This window comes from Flavobacterium soli DSM 19725 (genome assembly GCF_000422705.1).
GTDB classification, from domain to species: Bacteria; Bacteroidota; Bacteroidia; order Flavobacteriales; family Flavobacteriaceae; genus Flavobacterium; species Flavobacterium soli.
This window is the reverse complement of the sequence record NZ_KE383908.1, coordinates 1-19,058: the sequence shown is the minus strand read 5'-3', so window position 1 is coordinate 19,058 and position 19,058 is coordinate 1. Positions and strand designations below refer to the sequence as shown.

The 19,058-nt window shown below is 35.2% G+C and carries 13 protein-coding genes; 7 read left to right on the top strand and 6 right to left on the bottom strand.

Features of this window, described 5'->3' with window-relative positions; genetic code table 11:
- Positions 1–10: 10 nt before the first annotated feature.
- The 3 genes from G508_RS0117500 to G508_RS19255 form a co-directional block, all read right to left on the bottom strand.
- On the bottom strand, positions 11–1,153 hold the full coding sequence (locus tag G508_RS0117500) for an efflux RND transporter periplasmic adaptor subunit (RefSeq protein WP_035695151.1): 1,143 nt from the start codon (positions 1,151–1,153) through the stop codon (positions 11–13).
- 258 nt (positions 1,154–1,411) lie between these two features.
- Positions 1,412–2,002 carry a TetR/AcrR family transcriptional regulator gene (locus tag G508_RS0117495; protein ID WP_026706523.1) on the bottom strand — a complete coding sequence of 197 codons (591 nt, stop codon included), beginning with the start codon at positions 2,000–2,002 and terminating at the stop codon, positions 1,412–1,414.
- A gap of 174 nt (positions 2,003–2,176) precedes the next feature.
- Positions 2,177–3,274, bottom strand: a complete 1,098-nt coding sequence (locus tag G508_RS19255; protein ID WP_051197741.1) for an SRPBCC family protein — start codon at positions 3,272–3,274, stop codon at positions 2,177–2,179.
- 157 nt (positions 3,275–3,431) lie between these two features.
- On the opposite strand from G508_RS19255, the gene G508_RS0117485 reads away from it, so the two are divergent.
- The 5 genes from G508_RS0117485 to G508_RS20640 all read left to right on the top strand — a co-directional run bounded on the left by G508_RS0117485 (position 3,432) and on the right by G508_RS20640 (position 9,301).
- Positions 3,432–3,662, top strand: a complete 231-nt coding sequence (locus tag G508_RS0117485; protein ID WP_026706522.1) for a hypothetical protein — start codon at positions 3,432–3,434, stop codon at positions 3,660–3,662.
- Positions 3,663–4,012: 350 nt separating this feature from the next.
- Complete coding sequence (locus G508_RS0117480; RefSeq protein WP_084626023.1) at positions 4,013–6,037, top strand: tetratricopeptide repeat-containing sensor histidine kinase; 2,025 nt, start codon at positions 4,013–4,015, stop codon at positions 6,035–6,037.
- 10 nt (positions 6,038–6,047) lie between these two features.
- A complete protein-coding gene (locus tag G508_RS0117475; RefSeq protein ID WP_084626022.1) occupies positions 6,048–8,060 on the top strand; it encodes a tetratricopeptide repeat protein in 2,013 nt (670 codons plus the stop codon).
- Between the two features lie 72 nt (positions 8,061–8,132).
- Positions 8,133–8,870: a LytR/AlgR family response regulator transcription factor gene (locus G508_RS0117470; protein WP_035695148.1), complete on the top strand. Its 738-nt coding sequence runs from the start codon at positions 8,133–8,135 to the stop codon at positions 8,868–8,870.
- A gap of 209 nt (positions 8,871–9,079) precedes the next feature.
- Positions 9,080–9,301, top strand: coding sequence for a YgaP family membrane protein (locus tag G508_RS20640; protein ID WP_026706518.1), 222 nt, complete (start codon positions 9,080–9,082; stop codon positions 9,299–9,301).
- A gap of 49 nt (positions 9,302–9,350) precedes the next feature.
- Here G508_RS20640 and G508_RS0117455 read toward each other — a convergent pair whose 3' ends face one another.
- From G508_RS0117455 to G508_RS0117445, 3 genes are read right to left on the bottom strand one after another with little or no spacing between them, the layout of a single operon-like run.
- Positions 9,351–9,896, bottom strand: coding sequence for a hypothetical protein (locus G508_RS0117455; RefSeq protein WP_035695146.1), 546 nt, complete (start codon positions 9,894–9,896; stop codon positions 9,351–9,353).
- Between the two features lie 24 nt (positions 9,897–9,920).
- On the bottom strand, positions 9,921–12,203 hold the full coding sequence (gene tamL, locus G508_RS0117450; protein ID WP_026706516.1) for a translocation and assembly module lipoprotein TamL: 2,283 nt from the start codon (positions 12,201–12,203) through the stop codon (positions 9,921–9,923).
- A complete protein-coding gene (locus G508_RS0117445) occupies positions 12,193–17,250 on the bottom strand; it encodes a translocation/assembly module TamB domain-containing protein (RefSeq protein WP_026706515.1) in 5,058 nt (1,685 codons plus the stop codon). The genes tamL and G508_RS0117445 overlap by 11 nt, the downstream gene beginning before the upstream one ends.
- A gap of 390 nt (positions 17,251–17,640) precedes the next feature.
- Here G508_RS0117445 and G508_RS0117440 point away from each other — a divergent pair, with 390 nt between their 5' ends.
- Together G508_RS0117440 and G508_RS0117435 are read left to right on the top strand one after the other, a co-directional pair.
- Positions 17,641–17,952, top strand: coding sequence for a hypothetical protein (locus G508_RS0117440; RefSeq protein WP_026706514.1), 312 nt, complete (start codon positions 17,641–17,643; stop codon positions 17,950–17,952).
- A gap of 22 nt (positions 17,953–17,974) precedes the next feature.
- Positions 17,975–18,928 (top strand): hypothetical protein, encoded by a 954-nt coding sequence (locus tag G508_RS0117435; RefSeq protein ID WP_026706513.1) that lies wholly within the window; start codon positions 17,975–17,977, stop codon positions 18,926–18,928.
- The last annotated feature ends 130 nt before the right edge of the window (positions 18,929–19,058 follow it).

Sequence of the window (19,058 nt, the reverse complement as noted above, 5' to 3'; positions counted from 1 at the left end):
TTCGAAAAAATTATTTTTTAGTAATTACTTGAGCAATCTTTGTAGATTTTGTTGGCTGTATTGCCTGACCTTCCTGAAGTTTGTCGATACCGCTTAATACGATCTGATCACCTGATTTTACGCCATCTTTGATAAGATAATCAGTTCCGCTTTTACCAATAATTGTAATTGGTGCTTTGGTTACTTTGTTTTCCTTGTCAACTGTAAAGACGAAAACTTTATCTTGCATTTCAATTGTGGCAGATTGCGGAACTAGAATTGCATCTTCATGTTGAATTCCCAAGCGGATCTTTCCTGTATTTCCAGATCGTAAAATTCCATTTGCATTTGGAAAAGTAGCGCGAAGTGTTATGGCTCCAGTGTTTTTATCAAATTGACCGTCAACCATATCAATTTTTCCTGTTTCTGCGTAAGCGTTATTATCGGCTAAAATTAAAGTTACAGGAGGCAATTTTTTGATTTTATCGTTGATAGTGTTTCCAGAATATTGAGCCTTGAAGTTGATAAAATCCGTTTCTCCAAGAGAGAAATAAGCATACACTTCATGAACGTCAGAAAGTTTTGTCAACGGCTCGATATCTGAAGAGGAAACCAAACTTCCTTGTTTTTTTGGAAGACGTCCGATGTAACCGCTAACTGGAGCAGTGATAGTTGTGTAACCTAAGTTGATTCTAGCAGAACCTACCATTGCTTTTGCCTGATCCAAATTTGCAGTAGCAATTCTATGTGAAGCCTTTGCCGTTTTTAACTGATAATCAGAAACTACTTTGTTCTGAACAAGCGGTGTTAATTTATCGATTTCCAATTGGGCATTTATTAAAGCCGCTTCCGCAGAATGCAGGCTTGCCAAAGCATTGTTCAATTGTTCTCGGTAAGGTTGTTCGTTAATTTTAAATAAGGCTTGTCCTTTTGAAACATAAGCACCTTCATCAACAAAAACTTTTTCCAAGTTGCCACTTACTTGTGGACGGATTTCAACATCCACAGTTCCTTGGATAGCTGCAGGATATTCAGAATCAGTAGTAGCTGATGAAGCTTCAATGGAATAAACCGGAAGTTGAGGAGCGACAGCCGCCATTGGAGCTTGGGATTTATCCGAACATCCAATTAATGTTAGTACCAGTATCAAGCTGGAGAGGATTACATTTTTCATTTTAGTATTGGGTTTAAATTTGTTTAACATTGAGATTGATTGCATTTATTAGGGTTAAGGGTTTGTTTTATTTGTATTAAATTATCTAACATCGTTAAGTAAAAATGTAAAAAAAGACATATAATTATTATTCTACCATTCCTTTTAAATTGGTATTAAACTATCTAACAGTGTTAAGTAAGAGTTTAAAAAAAAGCCAATGCTCTTCTATTTGTTAATTAAATGATTTATCACTGTTAAGTAAAGTTGAAAATTTTTTTATTGTATGGATTTAATGATACCACCGATGGCATCTTTCAAAATTTCATTGTTGGTTGAAGCTGGTAATCCATTTCCAACCATATTCACCGATACCAATCCGTGGATTACAGAAAAGAAGGTAAAATATTTTTGTTTGATGACTTCTTTTGATGGGTTTTGGCTCTTCATTATTTCGGCAATTACCCCTGTAAATAGATTATAAGGATTTTCTGTTGCTGAACATCTACCAGAACAACAGTTCATTTGAACGCCATACATCACTTGATAGAGTTCCTTATCAGAAAAAGCAAAATCCCAATAGGCCATCCACATTTTTTCTAATTGTTCAGCTGGATCTTCTGAAAGGCTTTTTGCTTTTTCCAGGTCTTTGGTCAAAGCGATAAAACCTTTAAGTGTAAGTTCTTGCAAGATGGCATCTTTATTAGAAAAATATTCGTAGATGATTGGGGCTGTGTATTCAATCTTGTCGGCAATTTTTCTCATGCTGAGGCTTTGCCAACCTTCTTCTTTTGCAATAGTATAGGCAGCATCCAGAATGTTCTTTCTGGTTTCTTCTTTTTGACGTAAAATTCGATCTTTGCTTGCCATTTTATAAAGTATTAAATTGTTTAACACTGTTAGGCAAATGTACAACCGATTTTTGTTTTATGAAATTAAATTTCTATAATTTTTTCTTATAGTATTATAGTTGAACCCAAAAGCTATTGTCAAACAGGTGTCAATTCACATTACAGAAGTCGTTTGCAAAAGTCTTTTCAATAATTAATCAGTGATAACTTCTGGAGCCAAAACTGGTGGTGTAACTACAGTTGGTGGGGTCGTAGCCGGATTAGCTGTTGGAGTTTGAGATTGAACTGGGATTAATAATTCTGTCACCCATTTCGAAGGGCTCTTTACATCCGAAGCATTTTGCACATACACATCAATGTATTTCAAGGCTGTATTTTGAGGAATATTATTTTTAGCAATATGATCTTTTGCTGTTGCAATCGCTTCATCTCGATGTGAATAATCGCCTCTTAAAGTAGTTTTCAAGGCAGAAAAACCTTCAAGTTTCCCCACACTGATGTCGCTTTCTGGAGCTAGAAAAATTTCTTCCATCAAGGGGCCACAAACTGAAAATGTGATCGTTCCCGCTTGTGCATCAACGCTTTCGTAGATTATGAAAGGTTTGCCATTCATCTTCATTGCATTGTTTTTGAAGAAGGTAATCATTTTTTGCAGCATCGGGTTTACTCTCGATTGCATGTCTTTCAGTTTGGTAGTTGCCGTTTGCTTTATGTAGAAAGAAGGCTGTTTTTGAACAATACCATTTACTTCTACATTATAAGTACTGATTTCTTTTGTAATGATTTGGTTCAAGTTGTTGAGGCTTCTCTCGTGCATGATTTCCATCATTTTCTTGATTCCGCCGTTAAAAGTTGCATGGAACTTGCTCATGAAATCTACAGTTCCTTTTGATCCCCAAGTTACTTTTGTACCGCCAACAGTATCTTTGAAAGTAATAAAAGAAGTATATTGGTTGTCACCTGAAACTACTTTTTGTGCAATGCTGTCGTTTTGTTTTACAAAAGTGGTTTTCATTTCGCCATCACCATTACTTCCTTTCCAAGAATAGGATCCGTCGAGACCAACAGTATTGTCAGGATAGGTGAATTGCATTGATTTGTCGTCTTCTTTCCAAGAACCCCATTCTTCCCAGTTTCGATAATCGTTTACATAGTTGAAAACAATTTCTTTTGGTACCTTTATTACAGTTGATCGTTCAATTTCGAAATCGCCTTTTTGGGTAGCTATATAAACTGATGCACCAATGATGGCCAAGAGGAGTAGAAGGAAGATGTATTTGACGATTCTCATAAAATGTAGTTTTTAACGTAGGTGTAAAGTTATAAATTTATTTACAGAGTAGGCTATATTCTTTCAAATGCTTTGTGATTGTTTTCATACAAGAAACGACTTGGATTATAGTTTCAAAATGGGTTTTGCTTATCTTTGCAAAAAAAAGTAAAAAGAGATGAAAACTCAAACAAAATTAATTTTTGTAGGTATTATATCGATTGTATTTTCGGTCACGAGCTTTTTCGTTTTGGACGGAGATAGAAACGCAAATCTCTTTATGAATGTGTTTGAAATCGCCATGCTTTCGGTACTTACCTTTTTTCTATTGGCGATTAATTTTTTTGCTATTCGTTTCTGTATTAGAAGAATAACGGAATATATGAACAGCAAAAAGGAAGGGAAATAAATCCCCAAATATATTAATTTCATAACCTAGAATTGTAATCTCATAACATTTAAGATTGTACTAAACATTAGATTTGTAATCTTTGAAAGAAGAACTAAATTGCAAATATGTTATGGAAAGAAAAGTAATAAAAAGATTTTTTAGAGTTAGCTCGCGTTATTTTGACATGCATAGGGTTTCAATTTCCCTTGTTTTCCTTTTTGTATATGTATTTTTTACGATTTTATTCCTCTCGGGTAAGTCATAAGCAAATTTTTGATACTGTGTGTTTTAGTTGAATTTTAAATAATTCTGAATAATAGTCAATTAACCAATATTTCTTTTATTTTTACATAGTTAAATAACCCCCAATGTTAACTATTAAAAATATCCTGATAACGGTATTATTGTGCCTAAATTTTTCAGTCTATTGTCAACAACATAGAATCGATAGCTTGAATGTGGTACTTAAAAAATACAATCAGGCACATCAACAACAATCACCCTCTTTATCGGATTCGGTAAAAGTTATTTTACTGAATGATCTCTATTATTATCATGTAAATTATAAACAAGACATTGCCGAAGACTATTCCAGTCAGGCATTGGCCTTGTCTAAAAAAATTGGTTACAAGAAGGGTATTGCAAATTCGTATTCCAATTTAGCACGGATTTACAACAGCAAGGCCAACTTCACTACTGCTATGGATTATCTCCAAAAATCAAATAAACTATTTATAGAGCTAAAGGAAGATCTCAATCTGGCTTATAATTATAGTGAAATGGGAGTGGTGTATAGCAAACAAGGTAACTTTCCTGAAGCTCTCAGTATTCTCATCAAAGCGTTGAAGGCTTATGAAAAAGCGGGAGACACTTTATCCGTAGGCTATACTTATGTGAATATCGGGATTTCCTATAAACAGCAAGAGGAGTATGCCAAGGCGTTAGATTACTATTATAAGGCTATTCAAATTTTTGAGAAAATAGACAATGTGGATGCCCAATTTGGAATTGCAGGAACCTACAGTAATATTGGGAATGTCTATTTGAATCAGGGAAAATATGAAAAGTCGTTGGAAATTCATTACAAAGGTTTGGAACTAGCAGAGGAGTTTGATAATTCCTATCAATTTGCCGAAAGTTATCAGTCAATAGGTGAGAATTATATGAAACTAGGAAAGTATGATACGGCATTGAAATCGTTCTCGAAGGCAATTGATTTTTGCAATGAAATTGGTGATAAAGCCGGAATTTCAAATTGTCATATCAACATAGGGTATTGCTATTTAAAGAAAGGTGATAGAGCCAAAGCGTTGACTGAATATAAGCTAGGATTGGGCATTGCCAAAGAAATAGGTTCGCTGGAATGGCAAAAAAAAGCGTACAAGAATCTAGCCCAAATATACAGTATTCAAGGTGATTACAAGCAGGCTTATGAAAACCAGGTGTTGTTTAAAAATGTAAATGACTCGCTTTTCAATACTGAAAGAGATAAAAAAATCACACAAATGCAAATGCAGTATGATTTTGACAAGATTCAAGAAAGAGCACGAAGAATACAGCAGCAAAAGGTATTGCAACTGAGTCAGGAAAATGACAAGCAACGAACAATAAAATATATTGTTATGGCGGCATTGTTTTGCATGTGTGCTTTGGCTTTTGGAATTTTCTTTAACCTCAAAAAGAACCAGCGTCAAAAGGCCATCATTGCAGAACAAAATGAAAAATTGGAAGAACAAAATCTTATTATCGGTCAATCTTTGACGGAAAAAGAAACTTTGTTGCGCGAAATCCATCATAGAGTTAAAAACAATCTGCAAATTATATCGAGCCTTTTGAACATTCAATCCCAACATATTCTAGATGAAAACGTGCTTTCGTCTATTCAGGAAGGACAGAGTCGGGTTCAGGCCATGAGCTTGATCCATCAGAATTTATATCAATCCGAACATTTGAGCAACGTTGATATCGAAAATTACCTTCGTGAATTGGTGGTTTACCTGTCGGAAATGTTTGCTGGTGCCGATAAATCGATTCAGGTAGAAGTAGAAGCCAATCACATCCAGTTTGATATTGATACCGCGATTCCTTTGGGACTGATCGTGAATGAATTGGTTTCGAATGCCTACAAATATGCTTTTGAAAACCGCAGTTCCGGGACGATAAAAATCCAAATAAAAGCATTGAATACAATCGATTACGAACTGAATGTAAACGATGATGGAACGGGGCTTCCTGAAGATTTTGATCCAAAGAAAAGCAGGTCGTTAGGGCTGAAATTGGTGAGCATTCTAAGCCGACAATTAAGAGGAAACATGAGTTCAAATTCAGATAGCGGAACTTCATTTGTAGTGCATTTCAAAGATATAAAAGCCTATCAATTGGCAAATTCCTAAAAATGACAAGATGCTAAAAAATAGAATTTTCTTTATTTTTTTTGTAGGAATGATGCCGCTCCTTGTTTTTTCGCAAACAAAAGAAAGTGATAGTATAAAAGAACTGCTGTCCAATTATGAAAAAAAGAATTTGCATCGGCCAGTTTCAATCAAAGATTCAGTCCAAGTAAACCTCTATAATAAATTAGCCTCTGCATATGATTTTCAGGATATTGAAGAGGCAACTGGTTATGCACAAAAAGCATTGGAAATTTCCAAAGAAATCAATTACCAGAAAGGAAAAGCTGATGCCTATTTTCATTTAGCACGATTTGGCGGCAGGTCAGGACGTTTTGACACCTCTATTTCAAACGTTAAAAAAGCACTTGAAATTTATTTGGTTTTAAAAATAGATTTAAAAGTGGCAGATTGCTATAATAATTTAGGCGTTTTCTATGCCCAAAAGGGTAATTTTCCAGAGTCAACACATTATTTTCTACAGTCTTTGAGGGTGTATGAAAAGCTAGAAAACAAAGCACATTTGTTTACCATTTATGCCAATATGGGAACTTTGTATGAAACACAAAAAGACATTGATAAAGCATTAGAATTTTATTTGAAGGCACTAAAAGTATTTGAAAATGAAAATGAGAACAAAATCGAATATTCAGGCATTTATATCAATATTGGATCTATTTATGTTAGTAAAAATAACCTCGACAAGGCCATCGAAATGTATAACAAAGGCCATCGGATAGCTTTGATTAATAAAAATGCTTTCATGGAAGCTCTTGGTTTACGTTGTTTAGGAGAAGTAAATTTGAAACAGAAACAATATGACAAGGCTTTAGATCTCTTTCTTAGTTCCAAAAAAATCTATACAAAAATTGGCAACGATGATGGGATTTCTACCTGCAATGTAGATATTGGATACTGTTACTTTAAAAAGGGCGATATTAAAGAAGCTTTGGCTACTATCGGTTTAGCTATGGAGATTTTCAAGAGAGATGAATATTTGGTAAACCAAAAAATCGCTTATAAGTATTTGTCTGAAATCTATAATGCTACGAAAAACTATAAGCTAGCCTATGAAAATGAGGTTTTGCATAAAAAACTGAGCGACTCCATTTTTAATCAGGAGAAAGACAAGAAGATAACCCAAATGCAAATGCAATATGAGTTTGACAAAATTCAGGATAAGGCAAAGCAAGTTCAGGATGAAAAAATACTAATGATCAAGGAAGAGACTAACAGGGAGCGAAGTATAAAATTAATTGCAATACTTGCGTTAATATGTCTAACCATTTTAACGCTTATAATTTTCTCTAATTTGAAGAAAAACAAAAAGCAGAAAATTATCATTACAGCACAAAAGGAAACATTAGAAAATCAAAACCAGGTGATTCTGGAATCTTTGACTGAAAAGGAAACCTTGTTGCGTGAAATTCACCATCGGGTGAAAAACAACTTGCAAATCATCTCCAGCCTTTTGAATATTCAATCCCAAAATATTGTGGACGAAAATGTTCTATTGTCTATACAGGAAGGCCAAAGTAGGGTTCAGGCCATGAGTTTGATCCATCAGAATTTATACCAATCCGAACATTTGAGCAATGTGGGTATCGAAAATTACCTTCGTGAATTAGTAATTTACCTTTCGGAAATGTTTGCCGATACTAAAAGTATTCAAGTCGAAGTGGAGGCTGATAACATCCAGTTTGATATTGATACGGCCATACCTTTAGGGCTGATTGTAAACGAATTGGTTTCAAATGCCTACAAGTATGCCTTTGACAATCGTAAATCAGGCATCATAACGATTCAAGTTAGAAAGTTGAATGGTTTTGATTATGAACTTAAGGTGAACGATAACGGAATTGGACTTCCTGAAAATTTTGATCCAAAGAAAAGCAAGTCGTTAGGTTTGAAATTAGTGAGCATTCTAAGTAGGCAATTGAGAGGAAAAATGACTTCAAGTTCTGATCTTGGAACATCTTTTAAGGTGCAATTCAAAGATATGAAAGCTTTTCAAGCGTCTATATAATTAAAATGCAAAAACAAATATAAAATTATTAATTTAGCAATCCCAAATCCCGACTTGCACAAATTTAAAAATATGGTTTCAATACTACTGGTTGAAGACGAATTGATAATTGCCGAAGATATGACCAATATCCTAGAAAAAATCGGTTATACAATTATTGGCGTAGCCATAGATTTTGACGAAGCAATTGAGATTTTAGAGTCAGAGAAACCCGATCTTATTTTGTTGGACATCAACCTTTCGGGCAAAAGAGATGGAATAGAACTTGCCGAAGAAATCAACAAGAGGTTTTCAATTCCCTTTATTTTCACGACTTCCTATACTGATGCAGCAACTTTAGAACGTGCTAAGAAAGTAAATCCAGTCAATTATCTAGTAAAACCTTTCAAAAAAGAACAGCTCTATACTGCTATTGAGATTGCCATTTTCAACATGGCAAAAAAGACGGATACCGTTACTCAAGAAATAGATGAAAATTATGGAGAAGCCTTGATTATTAAAGATGCTTTGTTTATTAAGGACAAATTTAAATATACCAAGCTTACGATAAATGACATCCTTTGGATCAAATCTGATGGGAATTATTTGGAAATCAATACTCTCAATAAAAAAGAAATTATTCGGGCTACAATGTCTGGATTTATGGATCGGTTGAACCGAAATAATTTTTTTAGAACACACAAATCCTATATCGTGAATTTAGATTACCTCACTAAATTTGAAACGCCATACGTCACGATTCTGGATACCAAAATTCCTATTTCTAAAACCTTTTCTGAGGAATTATTGAAAAGGATTAAAATAATGTAGTTCACTTCAAGCTACATTTTTCGGTCATCCCTGCAAAATAACGGTTGGTCACAAATATTATGACTCCCATCACATTTAGTGTAGTTTTTCTTTGTTTTCATATTACATTAGCTCAAATTTGGATGAGCTTGCGATAGAAGAACTGGGGGCGGTACTTATATCAAATAACCTTGGGCTTGTCCAAATTTTTTATCAAATACCATTCGGAAATGCGAAAGAATTTGAATAGAACAGATGGATTGATTAGAGCAATTCTAGGAATACTTGGAATTGTGTTATTTTTTCTGGAGGTTTTTCAAAGCGATAAAATAGAGATGATTACAGGAATAATTGGTGTCATCCTATTATTTTCTGCCATTATAGAATTCTGTCCCTTCTATTATTTTTTTGGAATAAAAACAAGGCAGAAACATAAAAGGAAGTTTTATTAGTTTTAATTTTTTTTTAAAGTTTTCTTGATTAAAAGGCATCTTTCCACCCCTAGAGGAAAGGTGCTTTTTTGATTTCCAACAGGGTTGTATCAGTCGAAATCAATTCTTGAATAATCTGTTTTCTTGCTTTTTCAAGATCTGTAAAGTCGAGGTGTTTTGCCCAATCATTGTTTTTTAGAAGCTGTCGGATGAGTTTAATTCTTTTTGTGGTTTCAGAGGCCGTCCTAAGCTTGTGATCACCTTCGATTTTGTTGCCAATGTGGTTATAATTGACGGTGTTTTCATCAAAATCGACTTCTATAAAATATAATTTTTGGATATCATTATCAGGATGAAATTCTGTCCAGTTGGCAAAACCAGCTCTCGTCCTGGTTGATGAAACTTCTTCTAAAGCCTGAAGTCGCCATTTGCAATTTGCAGCCCGACCCCAATGATTAGAAACCCTATAAACACCATCTTCGGTAAAATAATAACTGCTTCCTGATTTGCTGGTATAATTTGGCTTTAAGCCAATAAGTTCCTGCAAATTTACTTCTTTGAAAATACAAAAAGTATGCTTGTGGAAATTGGTCTTGTTGTAGGTTTTAGTACTCAAAGCGAATAAGGATTTCCTGCAAATTTAAAAAGGATATCCAATTGCGAGGTTAAAAATAAGATTTTCTTTTCGCCAGCTACCGCTTCCAAAACTGATGTCGTCTAGCACCCACCTTTGGCCTTCTGGCAAATAAGGTTTTCTTAATGGAAAAGCCAAGTCAGTTCTCAAAACTAAAAACGACAAGTCAAATCGCAAGCCAACTCCAGCTCCAACAGCAAGCTCACTCAAGAACTTTTTAGAGATATTTTTCTCTTCATCGGGATCATTCATCATCCAGATATTTCCAGCATCAACAAAAACAGCTCCTTTGACGATACTATAAATTGTGGTCCGATATTCGGTATTCAATTCCAGCTTCAAATCACCTGATTGGTCAGGAAGAAATGCTGTTTCTTCTTCAGATTTAAAAGAACCTGGCCCAATTGATCTTGCCCTAAAAGCCCGAATACTATTGGTTCCTCCAATAAAAAACTGCTTAATGAAAGGCATCTGATCAGAATTTCCGTAAGCAAATCCTGAACCCACAATGATTCTACTGGCCAATTGCGATTCGTCTCCCAATCTCAAATAATGTCTAAAATCGGCTTCTAATCTCACAAACTGGCTGAAAGGAACATCAAATACTTTTATAGTATCGCGTTTCGTGATGTTTGCCCCAGTTGCCAATCCGGTAATCGTTCCTGCAAGATCAATTCCACCTTTAAAATAAAACGTATGCTTTTTTCTTTTTCGCATCGTGTTGGTGTAGGTATAGGAATAGGTGGGACCAAAAATCAATTGCTTGTCAATTACCCTTTGCAACGCTATATTTTGGTCGGCCAGACTATCATAGAGTTTGGTCACGTTTTGAGGGCTCACATAAATGATATCCGTCACATTCAGTTGGTGTTCCTTTCGGATGTTTTCCTTCCATAAATAACCAAACGAACCTTTAAAAGTGTTCAACGAATATAATTTGGAGCGTTGTTGGAATTCATATCCCAATGAAGCTTTTGTTTTCGGAACAAATCCGCTTGACGCTTTTAATTTGAAAGGGCCAATGAAACGAGGCCAAATCAAACTTGCTTCGCCTCCAATTCGATAGACATTGAAACCATTATTTTGTCCCGAAACTTGGACTTCCATACCACCAAAAGCAGAAACGGTCAATAATTCGGCACCTTTAAACGTATTTCTATTGCTCCAATTAATGTTCAACTCCGTTCCAGTATAATTGGCTGAATTGGTTTTTGCTAAAATTTCAACTCGAAAGGATTTTTTCGGAAGAGGAGTGAGATAATAATAAGTATCCAAAAAATTTCCAGTGGTATCGGCTGGTCTAAATTGGTTTTTTACAAACTTAAAAGTACCCATATTTACCAATCGGTTCAACGATAAATTATGGTCTTTTCTGTTATAAATATCACCTTTATGGAAATACAAAGTCCGGTCAAAAATCCTTGGATCAAAGATATTTTCTTTATCAATAATCGTAAAATCCTTGTATTGAACCACATCTTCATCAACATTTTGGGTACTATCACGAAGCGAATAATTCGGATATACAATGATGTCGTTGATTTTATAAATTTCCTTTGCTTTTGGCGGCGTTTCGTCTTTCACCTTCATAATCAAATCTACTTCTTGAGTTCCAACCGTACTGTCAACTTGGACCATAATATAATCGGCTCCAAAATAAAAAAAACCACGCTCTTTCAATCTTTCGTCAATTCGTTCTCTTTCGGCTTTTATGGTTTCAAAATCGTATGCATTGCCAACTTTCAAAAGCGATCTGCGTTTTATTTTTCGGATAGCTTTTGCCACTTCCGATGAATCTTCTGGAAATGTAACCTGCTTTATTTTATACTGTTTTCCAGGTTTTACAATATATTCAGCCGTTGCTCTTTTTCCTCTTCGAGTAGAATCAGATGCAACTTGAACTTTAAAAAATCCTCTATTTTCGGTATAATTTCGAAGCACATCGGCATTGTATTGCAAATCGACTTGACCAAATAAAACAGGAGCCTGACCCACTTTATATTTCAACCAATGCTTGAAACCTTTGTCTTTTTTTGGCGTTCCTGCAATATTATAGAAGTACAACTTCGGGCGAAGACCCAAAATTTTTGAGTTTGGTTTTGGTCGTAATAAATCCTCCAATTCTTTTTTTAAAGCCTTTCGCTCTTTCTTTGGAATATCTTTTCCTTCTACTTTCACGCTTCCGCCAACATATAGCAGTTCACCCTCCTTTAAATATTTGGTGTTGCTACAAGAACTTGCAAAAAGCAGTAGTCCGAACAAATAGTATAGTAAGTGCTTATTGTTCATCTGATTTGTTTTTTAAGGCTTCTTCTTTCGCTCTTTTTTCTTCTTTTTCCTTTTTTTCTTTCTTCTCTTGTTTTTCTTTGGCTCTCAAATCTTTTTCTTCTTGGCTTCTGTGAAACAATTCACGAAATTTATTATAATCCATCGTGATGATAAATCCAACTCCTGTTTCCACAACCTGACCTTGCAAAGCTACTTGATATTGGTTTTTGCGATAAGCTCGAACCATGTATCGGCCATCTTTTGTAAGCTGATAATCAAGAGCCACGTCTCCAGCAATATTGGTGGTTTCTTCGTTGGCTTGTTGTGGGCCTTCTAGCCCAAAGCTACTTCCAACGGTTACTTTCAATCGGTCGTCAAGCAATCTCTTGGAAACGGCAACATTCAAATCGGTTCTGTTTTCTCTTTGTCCTGTCGTATAATCGTCGGTTGATTCAAGGTCGAAATTCAACTCTACACCCGAAATCAAATCGCCTGCAAAATTGTTCATCTGTTGCGACAGGATTTTACTTGCACTTTGTCGAACCATTGATTCTGCACCACCCGAACCAGCTTCGCTTGCAAATGGATTTTCACCCACAAATCGATTCAAGAGCAATAAGGCAAATACCTGTTTGTTCAATTCCGAAGGTTCTTGACGTAATTGGGCAAGTCGAGTTTGTGTGGCATTGATGATATTGGTCGAAACATTGTTATTTCCGTCAGGAAGTACAATATCAAATGTAATTTCGGGCTTCAGCAATTCGCCATTCATCTTCAATTCGGTTTCAAATTCAATTCTCTGACGATATGTTGCATCGGTTGTTTGTGTAGCTTGTAGCAAATCAATAGGTGCTGCATCCACTTTATAAACAGCAGTGATACTCACATCGGCAGAAGTCGGTTCACCCGTCCATAAAATATAACTTCCTTTCTTGATGTCGAATTTTCGTTTGATGGCACTGAAGGTCATTTCATAGGAACCTTCGGTAAACTCATATCTTCCTGTTAAGGATGTTTTTCCAGAAGGGTCAATTCCACCAGTCAAACGGGCTTCTCCTTTTAATTTTAAGTAATCTCCGTTTCCTTTATCAATGATGATCGAAAGTTCGGCTTCCTTGTCAATTTCAATATTTACCGAAGCATCAATGCCTTTGAATTGCGTTTTGCTCAAGGAATCATTCACAGCAACCTTGGTAATCATCGGCGGATTGTCCTGATCAATAAATTCTATGATTCCTTCACGGTCCACAATTGATGGATCGGATTGAGGCAAGACAATGGTAAATTTCGTATCTTCATTAATCTTGATATTGCCTTCTACAACAGGTTTATTGAGGTCACCACGAACTTTTAATCGCGTGTCTAAAAACAATTCACCATAATACACATCGTTGTCTTTTGCACCCGAATTTACAGCTTTGAAATTATCAGCTTCAATGTCCAGATTGAATCCAAAATCAGTGAACGTTTTGGTTAAAACACTTCCTTTCAATACTAATTTATTGTTGTTTTCATCCGTGATCGTAAAGGTCCTAAAGTTCAAACCGTTTCCGTCAATTGTGATTTTGTCGTTGATGGATTTGAATTTCGAATTCAGCTGTGTTACTTTAAAGCCAACGTCGTTAAAGTTCAAATCTCCGTTTACATTGGGTTGGCTTGCCGTTCCCGTAATCTTGAATTGTCCGTCCAAGAAACCTGTGCTTTCGGCCAAATTTCCCATCGTGAAACCTTGAATACTTTTCATATTCAATTTGGCGATATCCAAATTCAAATCGAAAGAACTGTTGTCAGATCGATAGGTTCCATCCAAATTCACTTCGTTTTCCTGACCCGTGATTGCCACTTTTGCAGTAAACGTATTGGCAGTTTGATTGTCAACTTTTATGTTGATGTTCCCCAAAGTATCTTTCCTGAAACTGAAATTTTCAATATTCAAATCAGAGGTGAACACCATGTTGTTCTTAAGGTCTTTCAATAGCACGTTTCCTTGCAAGACTCCCGCCACTTGCAAACTGTCCATTTGCACGATATTCGTCAGGGTTTCGATTTTAAAATCGGTAAAATCAACCGCAATTGGAGCGTTTGGTGTGTTGGTTTCCGATTGAATTTTTAGCGAACTTCCTTCATTGCTCAATTCAAAATTATCGGCCAGGATTCCGTCTTTCCCAAAAGCCAGTTTGTTAGTTGCCGGAAGGTTCCATTCTTGATAATTTAACAGTAAACCATCAGGATTTAAACTGATCTCTGTGTTGTCTTTTGTAGCTTCCAATTTTCCTGAAATCGCATATTGGTCTTTATCGGCAAGGTCTCGCAACAGCAAATCATACGCCACGACATTATCGTTTACACCACCAGAAAGTCGGGTATAGGGCAATCTCATTTTGCCACTTTCAATATCATCCACAACAACATTATACAACAACGAATCGTTTTCAGTTTTCACGTCAATGACAGCATTTGTGATGGTATTCGTTCCGTAAACGACTTTCGGAATCCTACCTTTCAAGATAATAGTATCATTCACAGAATTGTATCTTCCGGAAATAGTAATAGGTTCCAAACTTTTTAAAGTCGGAACTATTTTCATCAAGATGGGATCGCTTTTTATATCAATGTTGAAGGCAACTTGCTGTGCATCGGTTTTTATTTTTTTGGCAGATGGATTCGTGTCATAATATTTCGCAATCGAATTTTGCAAGGCCGTTGCTAGTTGCGAAAGCTTGTATTTCCCGTCGATACTTGCATTTACGAACTGTGATTTCAATCCAATTGAATCCTTTTCGGCATTTGCAATCGCTACAACACTGATGGTATCTAAAACAAATTGTTCGTTAGCATTAGCAATCGTAAATTTATAGGCATTCAAAGTTCCATTCAAATAATCAATATCTGCTGTTTCAATATCAGCATCGATGTTTCCTTTTAGTTTCAAAGGACCTGCATGAAGATTCAGTTTTTCCAAATCGGCAATATCCACGTTCAGTCTTACTTTTGCCTCAGGATATTTTCCATTGAAACCACCTTCAGCATCCAATCCAAAGGTCAAGTTCGGGTCGTTCATATCGGCTACAGCCTTGAAATTCCCGCCTTTGATGTTTCCTTTCAGGTCTAAATTTTTATAGGTATAGCCATTAAAACCAGCCTTTATCAATTGAGCATCCACTACAGCATTTGCAGTTTTTGGATCTAAACCGGTTCCTTTTACTTTGGCTTTCAAACTCACTTTTCCGATGGAATCGTTACGCAATAATCGTCCGACATCAAAATTATCGAGTGAGGCAATCGCATCATAGCGTTCGTAGTTTTTTCTTCGGCTGTCGAAACTGGCTTTCACTTTTGCATTTCCAGAGCTTGTCGCCAAGTTCATATCGGTATTGAAATTATCCAATGTTCCCTTGAACGTTCCTCTTGCTCTAAAAGAAGCTGGAAGTTGAAAGTTTTTCGGAATCGTACCACTCGGAACAAAATCATTCAGGTCTTTTGCAGAAGATTCAAAGTTGTTGAGGTTGATGTCTAAATAAGCTGTTTTCACATCAGGCAAACCTGTAATTCTTCCGCTGGCGTTGAGTTTTGTCTTTCCGATACCATAAATTTCAAGATTCGGAATCGTGATATCGCTCACTTTCCCCGAAACTTCGCTGTTGATGTGCAAAATCGCATTCGGATTACTCTTGAACGGATTCGTGTCGGCCAAAGTTGGCACAAAAAGCAACACATCCTTGAAGCCAATCTTGCTTCCTTCAATCGAAGCATTTACTTCCAGATCGCCAATATTTTGACTGATAGAATCAAGTGATGTATAACCAATGATGATTTCGTCCTTGATTTCGGTTTGAGGTGTTTTGAGGTATAAATTTTTAAGCGAAGCTCCTTTTTCGCCATAAAAGAAATCGGTTTGCAGGTTCTGGATGTCGACACCGCTTTTGTCTTTTACCTTGAAATTATTGAGATTTCCAGAGATGGTTGTGGTCGAGTAAGCCAGGTTCTGGGCATCCAGATTCAAATCCTTGAGGTCAAGATGTTTGTAGTCGATTCCTTTTTTGAGTGGAGCCGAATTGGCGTCATCAAAATAAAAGGCAATCTGTTTCAAATCGGCTCTGTTGAGTTTTACTTTCCAGTTGTTGTCTTCCTTGGCAATTTGAACGGTATCTTTTATCGTTTCTTTTGGTCTGTTGTTTAATTTTCCAAACACAACCGAACTCTTGATGTTGTTGATGGCAAGGCTTTGGATATCGATGTTTTGTTTTTCGATGTCAATCGAGTTGAACTTTACCAGCAGTTTTTCGAGACTATTTTCTGTCACCATTTTGCTGGCTTCGTTTTCATAACCCAGGTTGATTCGGGACAAATCAATTTCGCCTAGTTTTAAGGTCAGGGTTGGGTTTTTCGATTGTTCTTCAACTACTTCTTCAGTTTGTTGGGCAAGTTGCTCTACAATTCCTTGTTTCAATTTCACGGCCAAACCATCCAACGTGATTTTTGGAATTTCGAAATTGAGGTTTTCTAAATCGAAAGTTTTAATCTTGGTATCAAAATGATGTAGGTTCAGGCTGATGTCGTTTTTGGTAATCGCATCGTCATATTTCAATCGGATTTTGTCCAAATTTATTTTTCCGATAGAAATTTGCATGGGAGCCGAAGAATCCTTTTTGGTTTCGCCCGAATCAAACGCCTTGATGATATAATCAAAATTGAATTCTGATTGATCGTTGCGGGAAACATTGGCTACAATATGCTCCAAATCGATTGAATTGATTTCGACTTTGTTGCTCAAAAGGTCAAAAAGGTTGATGTTGACGGCGAGTTTCTTGCCGTATAAAAGCGTGTCTTTATTTTGGTCTTCGAGGTAAACGCCTTCCAGAAGTACCTTTTTTGGGAATGAAATCTCGAGGTTATCCACTACCACTTTGGTCTTGATCTTACCCTCAAGATAGCTGACGGCTTCGTCCTTTATTAGATTCTGAACGGCAGGAATTTGAATCGCAATGAGGAGTATCAGGAGTAAAATAATGATTATCCCTATGGTCCATCCTAGAATTCGCAACCCTTTTCTGACGTATTTTTTCAAATGCAGTAGTGTTTTTGATTTTTTAAATAGCCATACCAAAAGCGTTGTATTCTGACTAAATTTTACTACAAAGATGAGGATTTTGCTTGAAAGTGGGTTTATAGTTTAGGAGAGAAAGGTTGTAATATTTTGGTTTTAGATTTATGACGATGCAGTTTTTTTATTTTTTTTTATGCTTTTACGGAAAATCGTAATGTAAATTGATTTTTCCGACTTTTATTTGTGAATGGATATTATTTGTATATTGAGTAATTTATCAGACTTATAAAACACTTTTTCGGTGGAGTCTGATAGCGTCAGATATATAAACAAGTTAGTGTTAATTTTGGGTAAAATATTGTAAATCAAAAAAATAAATCGAAAGAAAAAATCAAAAATCATTTAATAATTATGAAAAAATACGCAATCTTAACTTACTGGGCAAAAGGGATGTCAAACGGAACTGCACCAGATGAAAACGGACCTGCAAGATTAAACGAAGGTCAATTTAATTCTTCACATAAAAATAGCGATAACACTGTTGCAGATTTAATACGAAACGAAGGTGGAAAAATTATTCAATTTATTTCTCAAGTTGATGCTCTAAATTATTGCATAAAACTTGGTTGGAATTTAGAGCAAACTCTTTTTGAATCTCACGAAGGATTTAATTCAAGAGATCCATATAGTAGTTATATTTTTATTTTATCAAAAGAAGAATAATTCAAGTCTTAAACTAAATGAAATGAATGTATATATAGATTTAAACATATTTGACAGAATTGAAAAAAAGGAAAAATTAGAAGTTTCTGAAAAAACTACATATACAGAAATAGAGAATTTGATTCTTGAAAAAAAAATTATTGTTCCATATTCAAACGCTCATCTTAACGATTTGTTCAGAGGTTTTCAAAAAAATCCAAGTTATATCGACGGCCATTTAAACTACATAAAGAAACTAACAAACGATTTGTGTATCTGCCAATATTGGGGAAGAAACGAAGCAACATGGCATTTCAGAAAAATAGAAGAATTTTTTGAAGAGAAAAAAAGTGAATGGGAATTTGAACCAACTTCATTTCTTGAAGCTTTGAAATTTGATGAAATACCTAACGCACCAAATCTTGCAGATTTATATAAATTAATTCCACTTCCACCTGAATTCAAAAAAGCATATTCATTTGACCCAATGTTTGGAATAATGTATCCAAAATCTAGAATAGAAAACAATCAACTAGCTTTGATGGAAGATATTTTTGATTTTCAAAGTAGATTAAAATCTGATTATAGTTTGTATAAATCTTTTAAATCATATTTAGTTCAAAGTTTAACTAAACATAGAAATAACCCAGAAATGGTTAAATCTATAAAATCAAACTTCGAAGGTTTACCAAAGCATTTAGATATATTTGAAATATCTGAATTGTACGAGCCAAAATCAAAAACTAGTGAGAATAATGCATATTCAAAAATTATTGAAACGTTTTACAAATATGACTTACAAGGTTACAAAACAGATAGTAACTTTAATAATATGTTTGACGATGCATTACATACATTTTATGCTTCCCATTGTGATTTTTTTATGACAAATGATGATCGTTGTAAATATAAAGCCGAAAAAACCTTTGAGAAATTGAAAATAAAAACTCAAGTAATTAAAGCAGAAGAATACGAAAAAATAAAAGATTGCCACTAACAGGCCCTTGCTAGTCTGAGCAAAATGCCCACAACGGCTAGTGCATTCTATGATAAAAAACAAATAAAATATTAAAAATTAACAGGCAAATTTATATGTATTTACATATGGAGTTTGTCTGTTAATTACG

Excerpts from the sequence above, each read along its gene's own strand:
- G508_RS19255 (WP_051197741.1), bottom strand. The coding sequence starts at position 3,274 with ATGAGAATCGTCAAATACATCTTCCTTCTACTCCTCTTGGCCATCATT.
- G508_RS0117480 (WP_084626023.1), top strand. The coding sequence starts at position 4,013 with ATGTTAACTATTAAAAATATCCTGATAACGGTATTATTGTGCCTAAAT.
- G508_RS0117495 (WP_026706523.1), bottom strand. The coding sequence starts at position 2,002 with ATGGCAAGCAAAGATCGAATTTTACGTCAAAAAGAAGAAACCAGAAAG.
- G508_RS0117470 (WP_035695148.1), top strand. The coding sequence starts at position 8,133 with ATGGTTTCAATACTACTGGTTGAAGACGAATTGATAATTGCCGAAGAT.
- G508_RS0117440 (WP_026706514.1), top strand. The coding sequence starts at position 17,641 with ATGAAAAAATACGCAATCTTAACTTACTGGGCAAAAGGGATGTCAAAC.
- G508_RS20640 (WP_026706518.1), top strand. The coding sequence starts at position 9,080 with ATGCGAAAGAATTTGAATAGAACAGATGGATTGATTAGAGCAATTCTA.
- G508_RS0117485 (WP_026706522.1), top strand. The coding sequence starts at position 3,432 with ATGAAAACTCAAACAAAATTAATTTTTGTAGGTATTATATCGATTGTA.
- G508_RS0117475 (WP_084626022.1), top strand. The coding sequence starts at position 6,048 with ATGCTAAAAAATAGAATTTTCTTTATTTTTTTTGTAGGAATGATGCCG.
- G508_RS0117435 (WP_026706513.1), top strand. The coding sequence starts at position 17,975 with ATGAATGTATATATAGATTTAAACATATTTGACAGAATTGAAAAAAAG.
- G508_RS0117500 (WP_035695151.1), bottom strand. The coding sequence starts at position 1,153 with ATGAAAAATGTAATCCTCTCCAGCTTGATACTGGTACTAACATTAATT.
- tamL (WP_026706516.1), bottom strand. The coding sequence starts at position 12,203 with ATGAACAATAAGCACTTACTATACTATTTGTTCGGACTACTGCTTTTT.